Origin of the sequence: Pseudovibrio ascidiaceicola, from assembly GCF_900114245.1 — a bacterium.
In the GTDB taxonomy this organism is placed as follows: Bacteria; Pseudomonadota; Alphaproteobacteria; order Rhizobiales; family Stappiaceae; genus Pseudovibrio; species Pseudovibrio ascidiaceicola.
On record NZ_FOSK01000020.1, the window covers coordinates 33,896 to 56,481 of the forward strand.

Sequence of the window (22,586 nt, forward strand, 5' to 3'; positions counted from 1 at the left end):
TCATACAAAACAAGTTTGCGATGCTAGCTGGTCTTTTACCAGTGCAGTCCAGAACTTAAGACCGATTGGCAAGAGATCATCATTGAAGTCGTATGTGGGCATATGCAATGCAACTCCACCTTTATGCCCTTTTGCACCATTTCCGATTAACAGATAGCAACTTGGGGCTTCCCGTTGCATGAATGAAAAGTCTTCAGAAATGCAGTAAGGTGAACATTGGCCGTTTACATTTTCAGCGCCAACAATTTTCTCAGCTATGCGCACGGCGACTGCGGCTTCCTGCTCTGAGTTCACTGTAGATAGAACGCAGTTTGAAAACTCGAAGCAATACTCCAAGCCCGCAGATTGACACTGCCCAGCAATAACACGTTCCATTGTCGTTTGGAGCTTGGCTTGAGCTTCATCGGTGAAACAACGCATATCACCAGAAAGAGTCACACGAGTTGGAATAACGTTTGCGCCACCATTGGTTTCAAAATTGGTAACGGAAAGGACAGCAGGTTCACCAATCGAGCTTAACTCGCGTGTAATGATGGTTTGTAGTGCTGTTACAATTGCCGCTCCCACTGGGATAGGATCACTACCTAGATGTGGCATAGCAGCATGACCACCGGCGGCCTTAATCTCAATCTTGAAATGGTTCTCAGCTGCCATAACAGAACTGGGACTTGTTTCGACATGCCCCAACGGCAAACCAGGCAAGTTATGCATTGCATAGACTGAATCGATTTGCCAACGCGTAAATAGACCATCGGCAATCATAGCCGGCGCGCCAGTGCCCTGCTCTTCTGCTGGCTGGAATATGAAGTAAACTGTTCCATCGAAGTCGCGGCTGCGGGATAACTCATAGGCAGCACCAAGAAGCATGGAGGTATGGCCGTCGTGACCACATCCATGCATCATTCCGGCATTTTGTGATCTATATTCGAACACGTTTTCTTCTTGAACCGGAATTGCATCAAAGTCTGCTCGTAGGCCAATTGACCGGTCATTGGATCCACATTTCAGCACACCAACAAGCCCAGTCTTCCCGATGTTGCGATGTACTTCAATTCCGAACTCATCCAGTTTTTTGGCAATAAAATCTGAAGTCAGATTTCCACTAAACTCAATCTCTGGGTTTTGATGAAGGTACTGCCGCCACTCTACCATCTTCTTTTCGATGTGCACGATTTGAGCTCCCAAACCACTGACCATAATTAGGTGTCAGCCAAATGTTTTTTACTTGTCTTTATCTTCGTTTGTGCAGCAGCACATGTGGGGTATTTGCCTCCACACATGCGCCAATGGGCTGGAACACTAAAAGCAGAACTTCAGAATTCCAGCATTGTCCTTGTCTATTTAATGATTATGAGTTCTGGTTCGGCGCGCTCACTAAGCCACTCAGAACCGTCCTCTGTGATCACGATATTTTCCTCGTGCAGCATCATTTTACCCGGAGCATAGTTCATACCTGGCTCCAAAGTCATGACCATACCAGGAACCAACAGAGTATTATCAGTTGCAGTATTTGACGGCCGTTCAGTTAGCTCCATGCCCAGGCCATGGCCAATGCGCCCTACGTCGTTACCAAGGGCCCCAGCTGCTTCCAATACTTGCCACATTGCATTGTAAATATCTGTTGTTGTGTTTCCAGGCTTCGCGGCTTCAAACCCCTTCGTAGTCGCCTCATAAGTGGCGCGATAAGCGGCTTTGGTTTGCTCGCTTGCATGACCAAACGCCCAGTTACGGTCGAAGTCTGAGAAGTAACCATCCCACACCGCCCCCGTATCTATCATAAGCAGGTCTCCTTCCTGCATAGCGCGGTCACTCGGTCCGGTTAGAATTTCTCCAATTGCATCTGGTCCAGAGCCAGCAATGATGAATGGTGTTTCGTCTGCTCCTGCTGCCAACATATTCATGCTGAAGCGTTTGCAGATCTCCCTCTCAGTCATACCAATGCAAGCATACCCTGGAATTTTATTGAACCCAATATTGGTAATGCGGCAAATTTCGCGCGTTTTGGCGATCTCTGCTTGGGATTTAATCTGACGAAGTGCGTGCATTTCCAATGCAATATCAACGAACTCTGAACTAACGCCTTGGCGTAGTTCGCTAAAGTTTGCATTAGGCATACGTAAATGGGATTCGATACCCAAAGTAGCGCCAATTCGCCCGAATTTCTTAGGTAGCTCATTGATAGTGGTGGCAAGCAGGCTAATGCCATCATCCTCTGGGCAAGGAGCAGCCCAACTGCGGATATCTTCAATCCAGGTTTGTTTCATACTGCTTACGCCAATCTCAGGAATAACCATAATTGGCTTACCTTCGGCAGGTACAACGACAAACCAAGGGCGAGTCGGACTATGCCAAAACTGAGATTTGAAACCAGTGAAGTAACGGAAATTGGGCTCTGTAGTTAGAAAAATGGCATCAAGTTTCTTTTCGGCCATCATGCGTTGAGCACGAGCTGTCCTGTTTTCAAATTCTGAAACTTCAAAACCACGCATTAAGAGTGACGACATCTGTTTCTCCCATTCTTGTATGTATTACCGTTGAGAATTACTTAATGAGCAATTAGATGAACTAAGAACATGCAGTAATTATTGGTTTATATTTGGGTAAATATCGATATAATAAATATATTAGTCAATTAATTTATGTAATAATAGATATTATATCATGCACATAAATTATAGTAATTTTCATTACACAGATATTGACTAATGTATTCACGAGCTAAAGTAAAAATCACCCTCGTGTAACTTGTTTTACTTTATGTTGCGGTACATTTACATCAGACCCACGCAGAGCACTGATGAGATCTTGAGCCTCTTGGCTCGTAGCTCGAAAACCTATGACTTCGTCCTACTTTTTGCCAAAGGTAGCAGAGGCAGCTTTTGGGCGAGCCGCCTCTACCGGTCTTGGGGGAGGAGTTATTCTGCCGCTTGTTGAACTGTAGTAGGTTCCTCAGCTACTGCAGTGTCAGTTTCAAATTCTTCGCGGAACATCTTGAATGTACTAATCAAAGCTACGAAGAGTACAAACATCAATGGCAGAGCGAAGATCAAGCTGATGGACTGAAGGAGGTCGATACCGGACTTGGTTGCCAGCATCAGTGTCAGAGCCATCGCACCTTGAGCAATGGTCCACAAAACTTTCTGCTTGTTGCTTGGGTTTTGCGAGCCATCTTCACTCATAGATGCCAAGGTAAAGGTTGAACTGTTCATGGAAGTGATGAAGCAGGTGAACAGAGCGATCACAACGCCGACAGAGATCACGGTACCGAGTGGGAAGTCTTCAAGCACGATAAACGTTGCAGCTTTAGAAGATGCAGCGGCGGCGGCAATGGTTTCTGGAGAAGATTCCAAACCGATTGTACCAAAGAAGGCAACCCAGACAAAAATTGCGAGGCAAGGCAAGATCATGGAGCCAAGAATGAACTCACGAACGGTACGGCCTTTAGATACACGAGCAATGAACGGACCTACAAACGGCGCCCATGCTACCCCCCACGCGTAGTAGTAGATAGGCCAGCCACCAACCCAGGAAGTTTCTTTTTCGGCATCAAAAGCAGGCAACAGCAACGCATCTGTAAAGAAGTCGTTCATGTAGTTGCCCATCGTGTCGAAGTACACGTTGATCATTTGGGTTGTCGGACCAAGCGCGCCAACCAGAACAATCAAACCAACCAAAAGATAGGCGTTGTAATCAGAAAGGATCTTAATACCCTTTTTAAGACCCGTAGTTGTACATAAGATGGTGATCAGGGTGATTGTACCAACAAGGATGATTTTGGCCATGGCACCATCTGGCGTGCCGATCAGGTAAGATGAACTGATGGACAGGGACAGACCGGTCTGACCGAGAGAAGTGGAGATACCAGCAATTGCGCCGAAGACACAGATCAGGTTGATCAGCTTACCCCAGCCACCATTGGCTTTATCACGACCCCAAGGCAATAGAATGTTACTGATCAGGCCGCTTTCACCCTTGCGGTACATCAGGTAACCAAGAATCAACCCAACCACCGAGAAGGAAGCCCAAGTTTGAATGCCTTGGTGAATGAAGCTCTGCTTCATTGCGTATTCAGCCGCTGCTGGCGTTTGTGCCGCAATGCCCGTTGTCTCAAGCGGGTTAATGTAGTGGTAAACTGGTTCTGCAACACCCCAGTAGAGCATCACGGTACCCATACCAGCGGAAAACAGCATCGCGATCCATGAAAATGTGCTGAATTCTGGTTTGGAGTCGTCCGGACCAAAGCGGATGTTACCGTATTTACTGAAGGCGAAGAAGAACATCAGCATAACAAAAGCGAAGGAGCCACCAATATAGATCCAACCGAACTTATCGGTTAGATAGTTCATGGTGCCTACACCAACATTGAACAGTTGGTCTGGATACAAAATGCCCGACAAAACAACCACAACAATGAATGTCATGGTGCTGCCGAAGAGCATCTTACCTTGTTTTAGTTCTTGTACAGGTTGGTTACTCATAATTCTCCCCTGAGTTAACCGCTGCAGTGTTCGAAGAACTGAAAGCTGGACCAGCTGTTCGTCACTGCCTTCGAGCAAAGCCGCTTCCCTGCAATAGGGGGACGGCTTATGTTTTTTTGTTTTGTTTAATGATGATCATTTTTGGGACAGCGCGCTCAGAGAGCCATTCAGCACCGTCTTCGGTGATGAGGATGTTTTCTCCATGAACCATCTGCTTGCCCGGCGCATAGTTCATGCCCGGCTCCAGCGTCAGCACCATGCCCAACAACGCCCCTCATCAACCTGATAATCCCCTCGCTTCTTATTTAGAAAACTGGAGACCTTCTCATTCATTACGCTGTCCCCCAAACTTGTTAGCGTGCGCCGTAGACGATTTCGTCGTACAGCTCAGGATCGGTATTGCCTTCCGTGCTGAACAAAAGAACGCGGGAGGTTGCATTTAGCTCTAGCGCTTTGCGCAACTCAGTAGCATGTTGATTGGTCATCAGGTGGTAGAGAATACCAGCACCCAGAGAGCCTGATTCACCGGACACAACCTTTGGATCATCTCCGACTGGTGCGGCCAAGAGCCGGGTGCCATTGCGGGACATTTGATCAGAGCAAGAAAGGTAACCAGTCAGAATACTTGGCAATATCTTGAAGGCTTCGGTGTTCATTTCCCCCACAGATAGACCAGCCATAATGGTTTCGAGGTCACCCATGATGCGAACAGCTTCACCTTTGCGCATAGAAGCAAAGTAGCAACTCGCATTTCTTGCCTCCATAAGAATGATCTTTGGCGGATTCTTGGAGAGCACATTGGTAAGGTAGGCGGCAAGACCGACAGCCATTGAACCTGCACCGGCTTGCAAGAACACGTGTGTCGGGGCTTTGTCACCGCTGAAGTACAGTTGGTTTAATGCTTCATAAGCGATGGTCATATAGCCTTGGGAAATCCAGTTTGGAATGTCCTCGTAGCCTTCCCAAGCCTGATCCTGCACATGCAACTGCTTACCATCTTTCGCAGCTTTATCGATTACAACACGCAGGGTATCATCGTAGTTTAAGTCGGTCACAAACACTTCTGCACCCAACTCTCGCAGCGCATTGACACGCGCCTCTGCAGAGCCTTTTGGCATATGGATCGCTACTTTGCAGCTCAGCTCTTTGCCAGCCCAGGCCAGGCCGCAACCGTGATTGCCGTCTGTAGCAGAAACAATAGTCACCGCATCTAGTTTCTCGCGATGCTCTGGGGCTTTCAGGTCTTCAAAATCAAGTGTCTCGAAGTCCAAGCCTAAGTATTTAGCCAGAACATTAGCAAGACCATAAACGCCACCAACCACTTTAAAAGCATTCAATCCAAAACGGTATGACTCATCTTTAACATGAAGGGAGCCAACACCAATCTTTTTTGCAAGACCTTTTAAGTTCGCCAGCGGGGTTGCCTTATACTGCTCCATGGACGCGTGGAACTTTACAACACGGCTGGCAGCTGCTTCATCAAATAGCGGCGACCGCATAGGAGAGGCTTGAGGTGTGACGATTGCCTCGATGTGCTCATCAAGTTCAATTTCCTGCATAGTGTTCTCTTTTGCTTATTCTAATACAACTACTGTTCTCACTGTTAAGACGCAGATAAAGTGGGTTTTGCCCTTCTTTATCGGTGATTTCACCTATTCCAGGGAGAGTTGTCATCGCTTTTATTTAGAGTTACATCGACTTTGTTTCATGATTAGAATAATCAATATTGAAGAATTTACTGCTCTATTTTGGTTGTTGTTGTGAGTTTAAAAATCACATCCGGCCATGTAATGATTAAATTATTCATGCGCTGTTTAAGGGTGTTGGAACAGCGGACGAGACAGCTTGCTTCACCGGCGAACTTCATGATGAGCATTGTTGCAAAAAATCGAACTCTGCTCACAGCTTACCCCCTTACGTTTGACGTCATGAAACGCGCTCGAACGCTGGTCGCCCGAGGACTGTCATTGCGTTAAGGACACAGACGCCGACCTTTGCTTCGGTGCTGTGGTTTTCAAACGTCTGCGATTTGAGTTTTTTCCAATCACATACTTACAGCGCCCCATCAGAGCTACAGGAAGAGGTGGCTCAACCGCGATGGCATGCTGCACATGATGTTCAAACTCGGCCAACTCGCTCAGGGGAGCTGCAGAAAACTACGTGGTTTTGCAGGCCTTGGCAAAGTCATCACAGGTATCAATGTCAAGGGTGGAATTGAACAACCAAGACCCGATAAAAAAGCTACTTATGCAAAAGCTCTTACACAAAATTTGACAATATCTCTTTTTCGTCTCAAATCAATTTAATAGCCCTTACACATGACCGCATCTGATCACTAGTTTGAACGGCTCAAAACTCTTGCATTCAACAGGGGAACTACACATGACAATAGCGCCTAATGAAACCCCGGTTAGTGCAGATTAACTACACCATTTTAGAACAGCGCAGACAAAATGATGAACGAACAGAAAATTGAGTTGGACAGCTTTGATTTTGCAATCCTACGAATTTTGCAAAAAGACAATACTCTTCCTCACCGAGTAATCGCGGAAGAAGTCAATTTATCGGCACCTTCGGTGCAACGGCGGATTAAACGATTGAATGAAACCGGGATTATAGAAAGTAATGTCTCAATCATTTCCGGCGAGCAGATAGGATATGCGCTTACTGTCATCGTTACTGTAGAACTCAGTAATGATGCGATTGAACTTATGGACCATGCTCGAGAAGCGTTTCTTAAAGCCCCAGAAGTTCAACAATGCTATTTTGTATCTGGTCAGATAGACATTGTCTTAGTGATTGTTGTGCAAAGCATGTCGGAGTTTAGCGAGCTTACAAGACAGCTGTTCTTCAAAAACAAAAATGTAAAAAAGTTCAATACTTATGTCTGTATGAGTAAGGTTAAGGCAGGAGCCGAGTTGCCAATATAGACGCAAAAGGCCTCAAGTTACAAAAAGTGACCAGGGCATTATCAACTAAAAACAGCTATCTCGGATCTGACGAAAATACCACCTTACTGGGTCCACCGCATTTGATGCCCAACAGCATTGCGCAGCAGTTTTGCAATTTGCAGGGCAGGAGGAACACGTGACCATATGGTTCTAAGTTTTTTCTTATCATTGCGGGTTTGTCTAACAGCTTGCCCCTTTACAACGCATTGTGACCAGCGAAAGCCAATTTCATGCATATCAAGATTAGCATGGGTTGTGCTGATATGATGAAAAACACCGGAAACGGTTCGCTTGACTTTGGAGCGGAAACCCTCGCTGGAGTTTATATGCACACGGTCCGTGAACTGTTCCCCGCCGAAGCCATATGGACAGGTGGGTGGGTTTGAGTAAGGGAGTGTTTTGACCCAGGATCCCGCTGACTGGAGTGAGAAATAAGGTAGAACGGCATGCTGCATGAATGCCTGTTTGGAGAATTTCAGGCCCTTCATGAAGATAACTGAAGACGCTTCTGGATGAATTAGATCAACTCTTGATAGATTAGCTCGAATGACGGCTGTTGGCCCACTTTGCCAAATCCCCGACGATCTCAGTGCGTTGCATTCATTCTCAGAAATCTGAGCCTGTCTCAACTAATTCGAGCCCAGTCTCAAATAATCTGAGCCCAAAATCGCGATGATCTCAAGCCGAGCCATCGATAATATCAAGCCGCTACACTTAGCCTCCCTGACCCTCAAGGTGGATTATCAAGCTACTGATCCGTTTCCTGGAACTGTTTTTCACGCGCGGCAATCTCCGGATAGGCATCCGTCAGCAGTTTTCCGCCGACCCCGATATTGTCGTAGGAATGCTCTTCGATATGGATGGTCAGGAGGTTGGCGTCCAGCCCTGTGCTTTCTTCAAAAGCTTTTGTCAATGCGGCGACGCAAGCGACCTTTTTCTCTCTGGGAAGGCGCGGTGAATAAACAACGATGTGTGGCATGGCATTTTCCATTTCTGTCGTGAGTTTGATTTTATTAAGAAGCTCAAGCGCTCAGTCTATCATGTATGAGCCAGCAGTAAGGGTCCTCTGCCATCATATCTTGGTCCACCGCCCAGGCGGCGGCTCTGCACCCGCCGCATTGCCATTTGAAAGAGCAAGAGGCGCATCCACCCTTAACATCGCGTTGGTGTAGTGCCTTGATGTGAGGGGAGTTTGACCAGATCTCGCCAAAGGAAGTATCCTTCAGGTTTCCCAATGACAACGGGAACATAACGCAAGGTGTCACATCACCCTCAGCGGTGACACATGCAATGCTGATCCCCGCCTGACAGCCTCCCCGGCACGCATCAGCATCGGGTGCAAGTGAAGCCAGTCCTGACGAATGGGCGGACAGATATATATCGGGGTAATCAGCCTTGGCTGCCAGCCATGTCTGCAATAAGGCGCGCGCTGTATCAGGCTTCAACCCTTCGCTCAATGCACCGCGTCCGGTGGGTATGAACTGGGAGAGGTTGAACCCATCAACTTTGAGCTGTGCGCACAACTCCAGCATATCAGGCAATAGGTGCGCATTGCGGCGCATCGCCGTGAAGCAGATGTGTGTTTTCAGCCCTGCCTCAAGGGCAGTTTCAACCGCCTCTAACGCCTTTTGAAAGGAGCCAAGCCCGCGAACGGCATCGTGCACTTCTTTGGTGCCGTCAATGCTCACCTGTAACCGTGAGAGACTAGCTTGTTTCAATTTTTCGGCTGTCTTTTCCGTAAGAGGGTACCCGTTAGTACTGGTGCCCACAGTCATGTTGAGGCTGCGGGCATACGTCACCAGTTCTGGTAGGTCCCGGCGCAGCAGTGGTTCTCCGCCGGAAAATGCAACGTCCACAACGCCAACATCATTCATTTGCTGCAAAATCTCTTTTGCGCGGCTGGTGGAATAGCCTTTATCGCCTTCCTTGTCCGCATTAGAAGAGCAGTGAATGCAGGACAGGTTGCAATGATTGCTTAAAATGAAAACCACGTGCAAAGGATAGGAGGGTCTGAACATGACCACCTCTCAGAAAAAGGATTGCAGGATACGGCTTTCGACAGATTTCAAATCCGGTTGCATGCCGCTGGTTTCATAAAACTCTTCAACAAGATGCAGATTTTGGGCGATAAACTTGCGCAACCGCTGCGAGGCATTGCAAATATCTTCATAACTGGAGCCGATGCTTTTGTGAGTGATGGTGTCTGAAAACAAGACAGCCTCTGCCAGCGTCGCCTGAGAGAATTTCGAGTAATCTTCAAAGTCCCTAAAGCGTGGCTCTACGCCAAAGCGGGCGGGATCTTCATGAATAGACGTGTGCGGAAACAGGATCATCGGGCTTACCCAGCGCGGAATGCCGCCAATCTTCATGGTTTCAAGGATCAGCTTCTCCGTATCGCGTAGCGCAGTTTCATCCTCACCGGGAAGGCCCGCCATCCACCATGTAAACGGTTCCACCTTAGCCTGCACCGCCTCGGAAATACTGAGCACCACCTCTTCGTGGTCGAGATGGCGGTTGTTTATCCGCGCCACGTCGTAAGAGCCGGTTTCGACGCCAAAATCCACGCTGGCCAGCTCACAACATGCAGCAAGGGCAGCGTACCCCTCATATCCATAGCTTTCCGGATGGGCAAAGATGTTGAGATGGTCGGGGCGAATATCGCGCCGCATCAATTCCTCACTCAGCTCAATGAGTTTGACATTCCCGCCTACAAAAAAGTTGTCTTGAATGGTAAAGCGCGTAATGCCCTCGCTCATCAGCGCTGCAATCTGGTCTACGATACGTCTTGCGGAATGAAACATCAGCTTACGCCGACCCTGAAGGCGGCCAATGACGGGTTCCACACACCAGGCGCATTTGAATGGACATGCGCCGCGTGTGGTGGAGATTGCCCCTGCATCTGGTCGCAGTGAGCGGGGTTTGAGCACCGAGTAGCGATAAACTGGAAGATCATCCATTTCTTCCAGCACCTGCGGCGCCCCGCCGTCACCTGTGCTTGTCACCAGTCCCGACACCTCTTCAGTGACTCTTCCAGACCGGGCAACCTGCTGGCAAATAGAAAGCAGCGCATGTTCGGCCTCACCCCTGATGACCCCATCTACATAGGGTGCATTGGTACTGGCGATTTCTTCAGCAAACATCGTGGCGTGTTGTCCGCCAACATAGACAGGGACATGAGGTAGCAAAGCCTTTACAAGACAGGCCACCTCAAGTGCACCAGAGCTGAAATGAACCCAGTTGAGACCAATGGCGATAACTATTGGGTCCTCTTTGAGGATGAAAGCTTTCACATCCTCCTCCTCAAACCCATAGTGCAGCGCTAAGGGCACGTGCAGACCACGTACCTCAAAGCCATGCGCTTCCAGCCACGCGGCATTGGCCAGCAAACCAAGTCCAAATTGCTTGTCATCCAGACACGGTGAAGTTTGACTAAAGGAGGTTGGCGGCTGGATAAATAAAACCCGATCACGCTGCCCCATAACCTCACCCGAACTCAATGAGATTACGCTTGTTCAGCTCTTGTAAAAAGGAAAGGACTGAGCCTCTCAGCACTTCTTCCTCCATGTCGCTTTCCTGCAAGAGCAGTTTACCACCCAGATGAACGACTTCATCGATTTCCTTGCCATCACACTGATCAAAGATTGCCTTACCGCTGCTGGTGACAATGTGAAGCTGGTCGGTTTTGGGGTGATAGAGCAGAAAGTTGCCTTCCTCCTCGGTTCGGCAGCGCACGCCCTCGGTGTGGCGCACTGTTGTAAAATGCTCGCTCAACCTCTTGCCTCCCTTTTACAACTGGTACCGGAGCCGAACTCTGGCATATCGGGTTTGATCCAACAGGTTGGGTCGCCAGCATAAACATCACCGTACCAAGCATAACTGGCTGCGCGGCACCCTCCACATTTCGCCTTGTGCTCACACACAGAACAGTTGCCTGAGCTGATGTTATCCCGGGAGCGGATCTTGTGAAGCTCGGGCGCGCTGCGCCAGATGTCCGCAAAGCTCTGTTCTTTGAGGTTACCAACAGCAACAGGCAGAACAACGCAAGGGGTTACATCTCGGTCTACGGTTATGCGGCAGTGAGTATATCCAGCCCCACACCCCTTGTAGGGGTCTGCTTCAGCTTCTGGGAGCAGCAAGCCAACCCGACAATCGTGCCAGTCGATTTCCAGCTTACCTTTCCACGTCTCACCAGCCTTGATCCAAGCTTCCAAAAGCGTACCAAGCTCTTGAGGAGAGGGCATCAGGTCAACACCACCCCGTGTGGTATAAACATACTCCGTGAGGTTGATTTTTTCCGCGCCAAGGCGATGCGCCAGTGCAATCATATCCTGAGCCTCGCCCAAGTTGGGTTTCATTGGGGTGTAATTTATGGTTACCCGCACACCAGCCTCAGTCAGGTATTGTGCTGCTGCACAGGCCTTGTCAAAAATACCCGACAGCCCGCGGATTGCATCATGAGTTTCGGCTGTCGCACCATCCAAACTGACGCTCACATTAGAAACCCCGAGCTCCTTCAGTCGTCTTGCGACCTCCGGAGTTACCAATATTCCATTGGTCGCAAACGTGACCCGCATACCTAGGGAGGTAGCATGGTCTATCAGTTGCTCCCAATCCGAACGTAACAGCACCTCACCACCAGAAAGCGCAAGAATGAAGACACCGGCCTCTGCAAGCTGATCAATCAACTCCAGTGCATCCTCAAGGGGCCAATAGTCAGGCCCTCTGCCAAACAAAGCGTCGGAATAGCAATGCACGCAGCGGGCATTGCAATCCAGTGTTGTTTCCCAAACAACATAAAGGGGAGAAGATAGCTTCATCGCGACACCTCAATTAAGGGGTGCAACGGCGCCGAAACGCCGTTGTCCTCAACCAATTTTTAAAGATAGGTTTGGCAGATTAGGCAACCATCCACGCCATGGCAGAGAGAGATCCAAGATCGTCGATTGATAGTGCGCCGACAGGAGCTACTTCAGTTTTACCTGGCGTTCCCACATGAATGTCGAGAGAGCTGATACGACCATCCTGGAGGCGGAAGTTATGGGTAAAGGGCGCCTGAAGGCCTTCTCCCTTTTTGTTGATGATGTAGCGCAGGCCACTTACAACGATGTGCTCATCATTCTTGGCGTTGGCTACATTTACCTTAGACAAGTTGGTTGCCAACATGCCATCCACGCCTCTGGCGCGGTTTTGGTAGAACCCTGCAATTTCATCATGTTTCGTATAGCTTTTTTCGCCGATCGACTCTTTGCCGTGAATGGAAAGCGTTCCGCCTGAGTGCCACAGCTCCATAATGGTGTCAGTATTAAACTTTTCACCCTTCACTGCATGAGCATCCATTTCCTTCACCGCGGCAAAGTACTTTTCAATGACACTCATGTTACTTAAAGGCGTCAAGCTAGTTTTATTAAGCTCGCGTATATCCATAACTGTATTCCTCTCTTTCACTTATTTCGCTAATAAAAGGAAGTTGCCATGAAAATAAAGCACGACATTCAGTAGACCAACTTGATGTAAATCAACTATCCTTCTGCTGATTTTACATTTGATGCCTGCTATTCATCAATATATTTCGCGCTAATATGGCATTATTCATAATAACTAAATTTATGTAGTACTTAGCAAGAGGGCGAATTAATCAGGTGCGCGTAAATGTGTAATTTGAATATGCTCTGATGAGAAAATATACTTTCTTCAGCATAAATTGAATGAGATCGACTTGAAGTTGTGTCTTACTCCGACGGGTGAGTTTGCAAAGCCGGATTGACTGGCGGGTATGGTCACTCAGCAACGAGCTGACCGATATCTAGGTCCAACTGGACCGAGCGTGTATATTTGGTCGTTACGAAGAACAACAAGGGAACATTGAAATACATTTACCCACGTTTAGTGATTTTGAACTGGTAAGATGCGGACTAGGCTGACCTTTGCTGCACTGCAGGAACTCAGGTAAATGAGTAGCGGTTGCCAGCGACCAGGGCCAGAAGTTGACATTCAGTCGTTTCTATCAAGGGTTGAGACCAACTTGGATTGATGATGCAGTGGCCTCTGCTTAGTACGGCCCAATCATCGATTGTGGTTCTCATCAAGCTTAAGCAAGTTCCAACACGCCTCTTCTCTCTTTTGATGGGCCTGCGCACTGCGATAGAGCATTTTTTCTGGTCTAGAGGGCCACAATTTCTGGAAACTTCCTCACATATCTTATCAAAGGCAAATACTTAGTCCCGAGCAAGCTAATCAAGACTTTTAGAAGAGAGGTTGCAATGAGCATCTGATTGGAGATTACGTAAGGCTTACTTTAGCAACTTATCAGTTCTGGAATGTATACCCCTTCCCCCACTCAGTCAGGATGTGCATTGGATTTGAAGGTTCAATTTCGATCTTTCGCCGCAAGCGCTTGATTAGCGTGTCAACAGAACGATCATCCTTGCCAGCGTGCTGTCGAGTTCTGGCAACGGCAAGTATGTCTTCGCGGGAGAAAACAACGCCAGGGCTTTGCGCAAAAAAACGAAGGACTGCAGCTTCACTTTGAGTGAGCGGTACGGTAAGGCCTTTAATGTTGGAAATGCGCCGCAGCTGAAGATCAAATGTCCAATCTCCAATCTGTATTGCAGAAGCCGTATATTGTTGAGTGTGATCTTTACGACGACGTAGCACGGCTCGTGCGCGGGCTAACATCTCCGGAAAAGTGAATGGTTTGACGATGTAGTCATCAGCACCAATGTCAAGCAACGCAATGATCGTGTCCTGGTCGCTGAGTGAGCTCATCATAATGATAGCGGCGTCAGAACGCTCTCTGATTTCGCGACAAAACACTTTACCAGAAGGGCCAGGCATTACGATATCGACTAAGCAGAGGTCAATCTTCGCCTTGTTCCAAACCTGCCGAGCCTCGGGGACATTCGTCGTGTAATGGGTTGTATATCCAGCATTGGTCAAAGCTTTTACCAGCTCTTCCCCAAGAGTGTGATCGTCGTCCACGATCAAAATGCTCTCGCCCATCAAGTATAAACCTCAGGTGATCAATTGACTTTGCAGCACGCATATATTGTAACATCGTTGCGTCAACATGTCCCAATGCCGAGATAGATATATGAAATCAATGAGGTTTTTAGCCCGTTTTACGCTTGGTCAACAACTAATATTACTGGTTATTGGGCTGGTAATGGCAGTTCAGTTCGTAAATGTAATTGTAGCGCGTATAGCTGACGTGCAATTTGTTTCAGCTAGTCAGAAAAGCCTTCACCTTACATTCGCAGGTCGGTCTTTTCGTGGAGTTCTAGCGCTACCAGAAAACCAACGTGGCAGATATGCGCAAACTCTATCTAATTTGGCTATTCATGTAGAATGGGGAACTCCACGAGATATACTCGATGGCGATAAACGGCGCCCTGATGTCGAGGCTGAAGCACTTTCTTGGTACAGTCGCGCAGGGCTACCTGTCTCAGAAGTCGTTGTCACAGAACGTGGCTTTCCAACTCCTCCTCCGCCCCGTGGAATGGTGGCAAATCAGGCACCTATGTTAGGCCTCGGTGAGCCACCACGCACTCTTTTGACGCATGAGTTAGATTGGACAACAGTCCCAAGATGGGTCTTTGAGGAGAAACCGACTTCACCTGAAAGTTTTCTTGACTTTTTTCGACCTCAACCACGCGCAGAAGTGCACCGGATTGCGTTACGCCATGATGCAACTGGCGAATGGCTGACGGTCTATCAGCTTAGGCGTTTTCCACCCGTCAACGTCGCCTTCACAAATCTCATCATATCGAGCCTCATCTCCCTATTTATCGCAGTGATCATCTTCTTGATCAGTCGGCGTGTCATGAGGCCATTTTGGCGTCTTTCCCATGAAGCAGAACGACTTGGTCGTGGCGAGAGTACGACCTCTTTAGCTGTAGAAGGACCGCGTGATACCCGAGAAATCATCAAGTCCTTCAATCGTATGAATGAGCGCGTTTCATTGGCTGTCGATTATCAAATTGGCCTTTTACGCAGTCTTGCTCATGATCTAAAGGGGCCTTTATCTGGGGTCAAAAGGCTTAGTAAAACAATCAAACCAGATACAGCACGAGATCAGATTTCAGCTCGTTTGGATCAAGTACAAAACACCTTAGATTCAATAATGACTTTTTCACGCGCGGTGATGCGAGATGGAGATTTTCAGCGTGTAGACCTCGCACTTCTGCTGGACGTGGTGATTGAGGAGCGCTGTGAGCTGGGGGATGCCGCTGAAATGGCAGATGCAGCACCTGTCATCGTGTCATGTCGCGTGAACGCCATCCAGCGCTGCTTATCCAACCTCGTTGAAAATGCTTGCAAATACGGCGAGGCAGCTCAAGCAACCGTTTCTAAGGATGGTGATGAGGCTGTTATCACCATCGATGATAATGGCCCTGGCATTCCAGAGGATGAGCTGGAACTCGTATTCCAGCCGTTTGAGCGCTTGGCGACAGACGTACCTGGCAGTGGCTTGGGGCTAGCAATTGTGAAGACAATTGTAACTGACCAAGGTGGATCTATACGTCTGTTAAACCGCGCTGAAGGTGGGTTGCGAGCTGAGCTTCGTCTTCCACTCCATCGGCAGGATTAATCAGCCTTTCAAACAGTGACAGATGTTTGTCACAGTTTGTCACGAGACCCGAAAACAGACCCACAGTATCCATGTAGGAGTTGGACAATTCCGTCCTTAGAAACTCGGCGTTGCGCTCACCTGAGGTTTGCTTAGGTAGAAGAGCGTGCGCCCGACATGTGGGTATTCAAATGGCACGAAGCATCGACAATAAGAACGAACATGTTACCGGTAGCGTGACGTTCGACAAGATCGCAAAAAGACAGAAGAACTTCGATATTTTCGGCACTAACGAGAACGAACAAGTAACGCTGGAATCGTTGTCAAAATCTAAAGGGGAGGTAAGGAAGAACCCGGACCTCGATTACTATGGTTATGGTGGTGTAGATTCTTTAATCTATAGCGGAGATGAAACAAAGTCGATCGATCTCGTGGTTCTCGATGGAGATACTGTCCGTATAGAAGGGGGGCATCAAAAAGGTGGCGACTACCCTCTCGGTAGCCTGACCGTTAAAGCACACAATGTTGAGATCTTCGACTTCACCAATGAAGACGACAAAGCCAACTTTTACGGCCTTTCATATGGTATTACGGCCTACGGGGGGAAGGGTAATGACACACTGAAAGGCACAAAGGACCACGCTGACACGCTTTATGGGGGCGGCGGCAATGACGAGCTGATCGGTTATTATGGAGATGACCACATTGATGGGGGAGAAGACGCAGATAGGATCTTTGGTGGCTCGGGGGCTGACTTACTCATAGGTGGCAAAGGAAATGACACAATTTGGGGGGGCGCATCTGGGGATACTTTAGATAGCGCCAACGAAATGCATGGTGGTGAAGGTGATGACATCATTTATGGAGCAGTTTGGGAGCTGACAACAGACAATATCGACATAGCCTACGGTGGTTCGGGCGACGACGAAATCAGAGGTTATGATGGGAATGATATTCTTGATGGCGGTACTGGTGCCGATGTGATCTATGGGGGAACAGGGAACGATATTATTTCCTCAGGCTCGCTAAAGGACCAAGCCGTAAGTGACCAGCTTTGGGGTGGCTCTGGTGCGGATATGTTCATCATTGGTGATGGCAGCACCGATTACACCAGTGATCTTGTTATTGATATTTCTGCAGCTTTTCCTGACAAGGGCAATGATTGGACATCTATTCTGGATGCGGCTGGCAGCGCAGCGGGGATCATACCGGGCGTAAAAGTACTCGGCACAGTCGCGAAAGCAATAGCCTCTGGCTTCGATGCTTATTACACAGCAACCAACTCATCACAGACAATCTTTACCATTGATGCTAGTTGGGGCAAAACTGCCGAAGTTCAGATTAAAGACTTCAATCCATTTGAAGATCACGTCATGATTCCGGTTGCAGTCACTGAGGGAGATTTTAACTCCAACTACTCCTTCGCATGGAATCCAGCAGGCAATTTAGCATTTGCGGTAACAGACACACGTCAGGGTGAAAGCCAGCAAATCGTTGTTGCCCAATGGGCTGAAGATCTCATTGATTATGTTCCCGACTATATGACGGAAAATGGCCTAGGTGAATTGATTAATGATGAAGTTCTTAAAGCTATCGGGTTCAGTATGCGAGAGAGCTACTCCATGTATGATGGGGAGAACTTCTACTATGGAACCGATAAACAGAATTTGGGCGATTGGGTCGGAGAAATGCAAGACTCCAATCTGGGTTACATAGATATCGGTGCCTACTCAGGTCGGACAATTTATGACGACGTAACTGATAACTACCGTTGGGCCGGAACCAATTTCGGAGATGTTCTTGGTGGTTTTGTACCATCAGCTATCAACTCCACCACAACTGCGAAAGCAAATAAAGCTCAGGACGTAGTATTGTGGGGCATGGGAGGAGATGACCTGCTGTTTGGTGGTAAAGGTAATGATCTCATTTTTGGTGGTGAAAATCGTGATGGCTCATCTGACAGCGATACCGTGGCCTTTTATGATGCGACTTCTGTTATCGTTGATTTGGGCGCAAAGAAATGGGATGACGAATACAAAATCTACTACGCAAACTCCCAAGCTACCTATCTTATTGAGTCTGCAACAGAGTACTCAGCTGAAATAACAAAGACAGATTCAGACCGTTTGTATGAAATTGAAAACGTGATCGGATCAGACGGAGACGATATCATTAAAGGTGATGACGAGCGAAACATCCTTTCAGGTGCTGGTGGAGATGACAACTTAACTGGAGGGGCTGGTGCCGACACCTTTGTCTTTACAGCCAACTCTGGGAAAGACACGATAACCGATCTGGACAAAGCCGATGTACTCGTTTTCGAAGGATTGACCGCCTCTGAACGCGATGCACTGATCAGCTCTTTATCTGGTTCAGGCAATAGCCTTTTGATTGATAGCGACAATTCAGTAAGCTGGACTGGTCTGGATAAATCTTCATTCCAAACAAGTATCTCCACCAATGAAGGCGATACGGTAACTTATGATGTGACGGTTGCAGCAGCCCAAGCAGCTGAACGAGCGTATCATGCAGGGCTCTCAAACCTGACAGACACTCTGAACGCCAGTGCTGCAACACAGTCAAGCAACTATAACGACAATGCGTACCTCGCACACAACGTTCTTGATGGTGACATCGATACAATTAACCACACGGGCAAAAACGATCCAGCTCCATGGCTAAGTATTAATCTTGGTGAAGATGCATTGATTGAGTTCATCGATCTGGAAAACCGTCAGGACAATTGGACAAGCTCGCGTCTGAGCGGCGCTCACATCGAAGTGTGGGATGATGGTGCAGTGGTCTGGTCATCTTCAGATCTGACTTCAGCGCACAACCAGCTGATCGAAGTTGGCGGTATTGTTGGCGATGAAGTCCGCATCGATCATGCAGGTGGGCATTATCTGCACATTGCTGAGATTGATATTTATGGTGATTTCATAGCCTAAGACGGCACAAAGACACGGGCCGAATAAGGTCCGTGTCTCACTTATCTCGGGTGAAGTTGTCATCTATCATTACGCCTAGGGCAACTGCCGCCTATCTGACCTGTCTTTATGGGTTTCTTGCTTACTGATCGTGAGTGAAACATGTCTTCGCAACAATCTAGTTCACCAAAGCGCCCTATGGTGGCTGAGGCGTTTGCGGCGTCTCGGTCCGGGTATGCGGGCGTCGGGGTTTTGAGTCTGGTCATCAACCTGTTGATGCTGACGGGTCCGATGTTCATGCTGCAGATCTATGATCGCGTGCTCGCCAGCCACAGCGTGCCAACACTGGTGATCATCGCCAGCTTCGCCGGTATCCTCTACCTGTTCTTCGCGCTGCTGGAAGGCATCCGTGCCCGTGGCCTGTCGCGTATTTCTCAGGAAATTGATGCCCGTCTGTCGCGCACCGCGTTTCTTGCCAACCTGCGCGTGCCACTGCGCATGGGCAACAGCGGCAAAAACGTAGATCCTATCCGCGATCTGGAGACCATGCGCCAGTTCTGGGGTGGTCAGGGTCCAGCCGCGCTCTTTGATATTCCATGGATGCCGATCTATCTGGGTCTGGTGTTCGTGCTGCACTTCTGGCTTGGCATGCTGGCACTGGCCGGTGCAGTGATCATCCTCTCGCTGGTGCTTGCCAACGAGTTCATGAGCCGCGATCCCTCCAAAGAGCTGGCCTCGCAAAACGCACAGCGCAGCAACACCCGCTCTGGTGCTCGGCGCAATGCGGAAGTGGTGCGCGCCCTTGGCATGAGCTCAACGCTCACCAACAAGTGGGATGAAGCCAACGCCCGCTTTTATGATGCGCAGACCAAAGCAGGCGACCGCGCCTCGCTGTTCGCCACCGCCATCAAAGCCTTCCGCTTCCTGCTTGGTTCTGCCGTTCTGGCGGTTGGTGCATGGCTTGCGATCCTTCAGGAAGTCTCTCCTGGTGTTATGATCGCAGCGTCCATCATCACCTCCCGTGCTCTGTCTCCAGTGGAGCAAGCTGTTGGCCAGTGGCGCGTGTTCATCGCCGCCCGTCAGGCCCGAGCTCGTTTGGAGAAATCGCTGGAAGGTCTGGATGAGACCCCGCCAGAAACCGAACTGCCACTGCCAAGCAAGGCCCTCAATGTACAACAGATCGCAACAGCCCCTCCCGGTGCACGCGCTGTCACTCTGGCTGGTGTCAACTTTGAGCTCAAAGCGGGCGATGGCATGGGCATTATTGGCCCATCCGGGTCCGGTAAAACCAGTTTGGTGCGCGCGCTTGTGGGCGTCTGGCCAATCCTGCGCGGTGCCGTTCGTCTGGATGGGGCTGAGCTAAGCCAGTGGTCAGAAGATCGTCTGGGCACTGCCGTTGGCTACCTGCCGCAGGATGTGGAACTGTTTGACGGTACCATTGCTGAAAACATCTCCCGCTTTGCAGCAGAACGTGATGACGAGAAGATTTTGGAAGCCGCCCAGCTCGCCAATGTGCATGAGCTGGTCACCAGTCTGGCTGACGGTTATGACACGCAAGTTGGTGAAGGCGGGGCTCTGCTTTCTGCCGGACAGCGCCAGCGTGTGGGTCTGGCCCGTGCGCTTTATGACAGCCCGTTCCTGATTGTGCTGGATGAACCGAACTCTAATCTGGATTCAGAAGGCGAAGCAGCCCTGACCCGTGCTATCAAACTGATGCGTGAGACCGGCAGCATCGTCATTGTCGTTGCCCACCGTCCAAGCGCGATCTCAGCTGTTGATCTGCTGCTTGTTGTGAAGGATGGCCAACAGGCCGCCTTTGGCCCGAAAGACGAAGTCCTGCCAAAAATCAGCGCTCCTGCTGGCGTGCCAGCCCCCGGAGCGGTTCCAGCTCCCGGCGCAAAACCAGCCCCAGCTGCTGCAAAAACAGGACCATTGAGCGTGGTGCCACATGCCTGAGCAAACAACCCTTTCCACCATTCAGACCTCTCGTAAGAAACACATGCGCTGGGGCCTCGTCCTTGTGGGCGTTCTTGTTCTTGGCCTTGGCGGCTGGTCCTCCGTTGCCAAGATCAACAGCGCGGTGATCACCTCTGGCGCCATCGCAGTCGATGGACAGGCCAAGAAGGTACAGCATCAGGAAGGCGGCATCGTCGGCGAAATCCTCGTCAAAGACGGCGATGAAGTCAAAGCCGGTGATGTGCTGTTCCGTCTGGATGAGACCGTGGTGAAAGCAAACCTTGCCATCACCCGCAAGCGCCTTCACCAGATGCAGGCTCAGGAAGCCCGTCTTTCTGCCGAATGGCGCAACGACGATCAGGTCGCCTTCCCGGACTATCTGGTCGAACTGGCAAAGACTGACAAGATTGCCGCCACCGCACTGGATGGTGAGCAGGCTCTGTTCGCTGCCCGTCAGCAGGGCATCAAAGGCCGCAAAAAGCAACTTGGCGAGCAGATTGCTCAGCTGGAGCAGCAGATTGAAGGCCTGCAGGTGCAGCGCGACGCCAAGGCCGAAAGCATTGATCTGGTCACCCAGCAGCTCGCCGACTTCGCCTCTCTATTGGAAAAACGCCTGATCAACGCCTCTCAGGTCACCGCTATCAAGCGGGAACGGGCCGAGCTGGTTGGTGATCGCGGCGGATTGATCTCGCAAGTCGCCCAGACCAAGGAAGCCATCAGCGAAAAGCGCGTACAGATCCTGCAGCTGGACGAAGAGTTTTTGGAGAAGGTCCTATCCGACCTGCAAAACATCCGCTCGCAGATTGCCGAACTGGAAGAGCAGGAAGTGGCTGCACAGGATCGCCTGAAGCGCATCGACATTCGCGCCCCACAATCCGGGTATGTGCACCAGCTCAACGTTCATACCGTTGGCGGCGTGATCGCACCGGGTGATACCCTCATGCTGGTGGTGCCGGAAGACAGTGATCTGGTGATTGAAAGCCGCGTTCAGCCCGTTGATGTGGATCAGCTTCAAGTGGGACAGGACGCCTATGTGCGCCTTGCCGCCTTCGACCAGCGCACCACACCAGAGCTGGGTGCAGCTGTGCTCAACGTCTCCCCGGATCTGACCCGCGATGAGGTCACCGGCGAGCCGTTCTATCTGGCACGCCTGAAGATCCTGGATAGCGAAATGCCGAAGCTGAACGGCCAGACCCTCGTCCCGGGCATGCCCGTCGAAGGCTTCATCCAAACCGGTGAACGCACCGTCCTCTCCTACTTCATAAAACCCCTCCAGGATCAGATTGCACATGCGCTGAAGGAGAAGTGAGGCGATAGGCTGGCAACAGCTGAAATAAGCAGAGAGAGAAGGAGCATCTTGTGGCAGTAGTCAGAAGAGGTCTCAGGAACAGCGCCTTCTCACACCTACACGCACCCCTTGATGATCCTGTGTGAGTGTCTGTTTATCGCTCGGCAAGTCAGCCATTGAGGGAGTGCCTTTCACACCTCAAGTCTCTTGGAAATGCACACAACCAGAAATAGCAGGATTAGAAATACGATGTGGGCCTAACATTAAGGCGAATGACAGCTATTGGTCAAAAGCTTCATGTGGTGCTCGCAAGTATCCAAATAATTACCTCCAAATGCCTGTAGCGGAGTTCTCATTCTCGTCCTTCCAATCCAGCCTCAATCCGTTCACCAATCGTCTCTGACAGCACCCGGATTGGAT

Annotated in this window: 17 protein-coding genes and 1 pseudogene; 6 read left to right on the top strand and 12 right to left on the bottom strand. The window is 49.6% G+C overall.

Going from position 1 to position 22,586, the window contains the following annotated elements; genetic code table 11:
- The 5 genes from BM231_RS25325 to BM231_RS25340 form a co-directional block, all read right to left on the bottom strand.
- Complete coding sequence (locus tag BM231_RS25325) at positions 1 to 1,170, bottom strand: amidohydrolase (RefSeq protein WP_093524033.1); 1,170 nt, start codon at positions 1,168 to 1,170, stop codon at positions 1 to 3.
- A gap of 167 nt (positions 1,171 to 1,337) precedes the next feature.
- The gene (locus BM231_RS25330; RefSeq protein WP_093524001.1) at positions 1,338 to 2,504 is read right to left on the bottom strand and encodes a M24 family metallopeptidase; all 1,167 of its coding nucleotides are present in this window, start codon (positions 2,502 to 2,504) and stop codon (positions 1,338 to 1,340) included.
- 411 nt (positions 2,505 to 2,915) lie between these two features.
- Entirely contained in the window at positions 2,916 to 4,478 is a 1,563-nt protein-coding gene (locus tag BM231_RS25335) for a BCCT family transporter (RefSeq protein WP_208860653.1), read from the bottom strand.
- Between the two features lie 106 nt (positions 4,479 to 4,584).
- Positions 4,585 to 4,737, bottom strand: a complete 153-nt coding sequence (locus BM231_RS27095; RefSeq protein WP_167550334.1) for a hypothetical protein — start codon at positions 4,735 to 4,737, stop codon at positions 4,585 to 4,587.
- A 94-nt stretch (positions 4,738 to 4,831) separates the two neighbouring features.
- On the bottom strand, positions 4,832 to 6,037 hold the full coding sequence (locus tag BM231_RS25340; protein ID WP_093524003.1) for a diaminopropionate ammonia-lyase: 1,206 nt from the start codon (positions 6,035 to 6,037) through the stop codon (positions 4,832 to 4,834).
- Between the two features lie 495 nt (positions 6,038 to 6,532).
- On the opposite strand from BM231_RS25340, the pseudogene BM231_RS27410 reads away from it, so the two are divergent.
- Both BM231_RS27410 and BM231_RS25350 read left to right on the top strand, forming a co-directional pair.
- Positions 6,533 to 6,715: pseudogene (locus tag BM231_RS27410) on the top strand (IS256 family transposase); the annotation flags it as partial.
- 219 nt (positions 6,716 to 6,934) lie between these two features.
- Entirely contained in the window at positions 6,935 to 7,408 is a 474-nt protein-coding gene (locus tag BM231_RS25350; RefSeq protein WP_244527213.1) for an Lrp/AsnC family transcriptional regulator, read from the top strand.
- A gap of 769 nt (positions 7,409 to 8,177) precedes the next feature.
- Here BM231_RS25350 and BM231_RS25360 read toward each other — a convergent pair.
- The 7 genes from BM231_RS25360 to BM231_RS25390 all read right to left on the bottom strand — a co-directional run bounded on the left by BM231_RS25360 (position 8,178) and on the right by BM231_RS25390 (position 14,428).
- Positions 8,178 to 8,408, bottom strand: coding sequence for a tautomerase family protein (locus BM231_RS25360; RefSeq protein ID WP_093524037.1), 231 nt, complete (start codon positions 8,406 to 8,408; stop codon positions 8,178 to 8,180).
- A 43-nt stretch (positions 8,409 to 8,451) separates the two neighbouring features.
- Positions 8,452 to 9,447, bottom strand: a complete 996-nt coding sequence (locus BM231_RS25365; RefSeq protein WP_093524011.1) for a radical SAM/SPASM domain-containing protein — start codon at positions 9,445 to 9,447, stop codon at positions 8,452 to 8,454.
- 9 nt (positions 9,448 to 9,456) lie between these two features.
- Entirely contained in the window at positions 9,457 to 10,908 is a 1,452-nt protein-coding gene (locus BM231_RS25370) for a B12-binding domain-containing radical SAM protein (RefSeq protein ID WP_093524013.1), read from the bottom strand.
- 4 nt (positions 10,909 to 10,912) lie between these two features.
- The gene (locus BM231_RS25375) at positions 10,913 to 11,200 is read right to left on the bottom strand and encodes a PqqD family protein (protein WP_063291584.1); all 288 of its coding nucleotides are present in this window, start codon (positions 11,198 to 11,200) and stop codon (positions 10,913 to 10,915) included.
- Positions 11,197 to 12,246, bottom strand: a complete 1,050-nt coding sequence (locus tag BM231_RS25380; RefSeq protein WP_093524015.1) for a radical SAM/SPASM domain-containing protein — start codon at positions 12,244 to 12,246, stop codon at positions 11,197 to 11,199. The genes BM231_RS25375 and BM231_RS25380 overlap by 4 nt, the downstream gene beginning before the upstream one ends.
- Before the next feature lie 79 nt (positions 12,247 to 12,325).
- Entirely contained in the window at positions 12,326 to 12,853 is a 528-nt protein-coding gene (locus BM231_RS25385) for a nuclear transport factor 2 family protein (RefSeq protein WP_139226404.1), read from the bottom strand.
- Between the two features lie 882 nt (positions 12,854 to 13,735).
- The gene (locus BM231_RS25390; RefSeq protein WP_093524019.1) at positions 13,736 to 14,428 is read right to left on the bottom strand and encodes a response regulator transcription factor; all 693 of its coding nucleotides are present in this window, start codon (positions 14,426 to 14,428) and stop codon (positions 13,736 to 13,738) included.
- 517 nt (positions 14,429 to 14,945) lie between these two features.
- On the opposite strand from BM231_RS25390, the gene BM231_RS25395 reads away from it, so the two are divergent.
- The 4 genes from BM231_RS25395 to BM231_RS25410 all read left to right on the top strand — a co-directional run bounded on the left by BM231_RS25395 (position 14,946) and on the right by BM231_RS25410 (position 22,187).
- On the top strand, positions 14,946 to 16,016 hold the full coding sequence (locus BM231_RS25395; protein ID WP_159437996.1) for an ATP-binding protein: 1,071 nt from the start codon (positions 14,946 to 14,948) through the stop codon (positions 16,014 to 16,016).
- A 170-nt stretch (positions 16,017 to 16,186) separates the two neighbouring features.
- Positions 16,187 to 18,943 carry a discoidin domain-containing protein gene (locus BM231_RS25400; protein ID WP_093524023.1) on the top strand — a complete coding sequence of 919 codons (2,757 nt, stop codon included), beginning with the start codon at positions 16,187 to 16,189 and terminating at the stop codon, positions 18,941 to 18,943.
- Positions 18,944 to 19,084: 141 nt separating this feature from the next.
- Positions 19,085 to 20,878: a type I secretion system permease/ATPase gene (locus BM231_RS25405; RefSeq protein ID WP_093524025.1), complete on the top strand. Its 1,794-nt coding sequence runs from the start codon at positions 19,085 to 19,087 to the stop codon at positions 20,876 to 20,878.
- Positions 20,871 to 22,187: an HlyD family type I secretion periplasmic adaptor subunit gene (locus tag BM231_RS25410; RefSeq protein WP_093524027.1), complete on the top strand. Its 1,317-nt coding sequence runs from the start codon at positions 20,871 to 20,873 to the stop codon at positions 22,185 to 22,187. Before BM231_RS25405 ends, BM231_RS25410 begins: the two co-directional genes overlap by 8 nt.
- Positions 22,188 to 22,586: the final 399 nt, after the last annotated feature.

Coding starts and splice junctions, on each gene's coding strand:
- BM231_RS25350 (WP_244527213.1), top strand. CDS start 6,935: ATGAACGAACAGAAAATTGAGTTGGACAGCTTTGATTTTGCAATCCTA.
- BM231_RS25365 (WP_093524011.1), bottom strand. CDS start 9,447: ATGTTCAGACCCTCCTATCCTTTGCACGTGGTTTTCATTTTAAGCAAT.
- BM231_RS27095 (WP_167550334.1), bottom strand. CDS start 4,737: ATGGTGCTGACGCTGGAGCCGGGCATGAACTATGCGCCGGGCAAGCAG.
- BM231_RS25360 (WP_093524037.1), bottom strand. CDS start 8,408: ATGCCACACATCGTTGTTTATTCACCGCGCCTTCCCAGAGAGAAAAAG.
- BM231_RS25385 (WP_139226404.1), bottom strand. CDS start 12,853: ATGGATATACGCGAGCTTAATAAAACTAGCTTGACGCCTTTAAGTAAC.
- BM231_RS25390 (WP_093524019.1), bottom strand. CDS start 14,428: ATGGGCGAGAGCATTTTGATCGTGGACGACGATCACACTCTTGGGGAA.
- BM231_RS25405 (WP_093524025.1), top strand. CDS start 19,085: ATGTCTTCGCAACAATCTAGTTCACCAAAGCGCCCTATGGTGGCTGAG.
- BM231_RS25335 (WP_208860653.1), bottom strand. CDS start 4,478: ATGAGTAACCAACCTGTACAAGAACTAAAACAAGGTAAGATGCTCTTC.
- BM231_RS25400 (WP_093524023.1), top strand. CDS start 16,187: ATGGCACGAAGCATCGACAATAAGAACGAACATGTTACCGGTAGCGTG.
- BM231_RS25330 (WP_093524001.1), bottom strand. CDS start 2,504: ATGTCGTCACTCTTAATGCGTGGTTTTGAAGTTTCAGAATTTGAAAAC.
- BM231_RS25410 (WP_093524027.1), top strand. CDS start 20,871: ATGCCTGAGCAAACAACCCTTTCCACCATTCAGACCTCTCGTAAGAAA.
- BM231_RS25395 (WP_159437996.1), top strand. CDS start 14,946: ATGTTAGGCCTCGGTGAGCCACCACGCACTCTTTTGACGCATGAGTTA.
- BM231_RS25370 (WP_093524013.1), bottom strand. CDS start 10,908: ATGGGGCAGCGTGATCGGGTTTTATTTATCCAGCCGCCAACCTCCTTT.
- BM231_RS25380 (WP_093524015.1), bottom strand. CDS start 12,246: ATGAAGCTATCTTCTCCCCTTTATGTTGTTTGGGAAACAACACTGGAT.
- BM231_RS25340 (WP_093524003.1), bottom strand. CDS start 6,037: ATGCAGGAAATTGAACTTGATGAGCACATCGAGGCAATCGTCACACCT.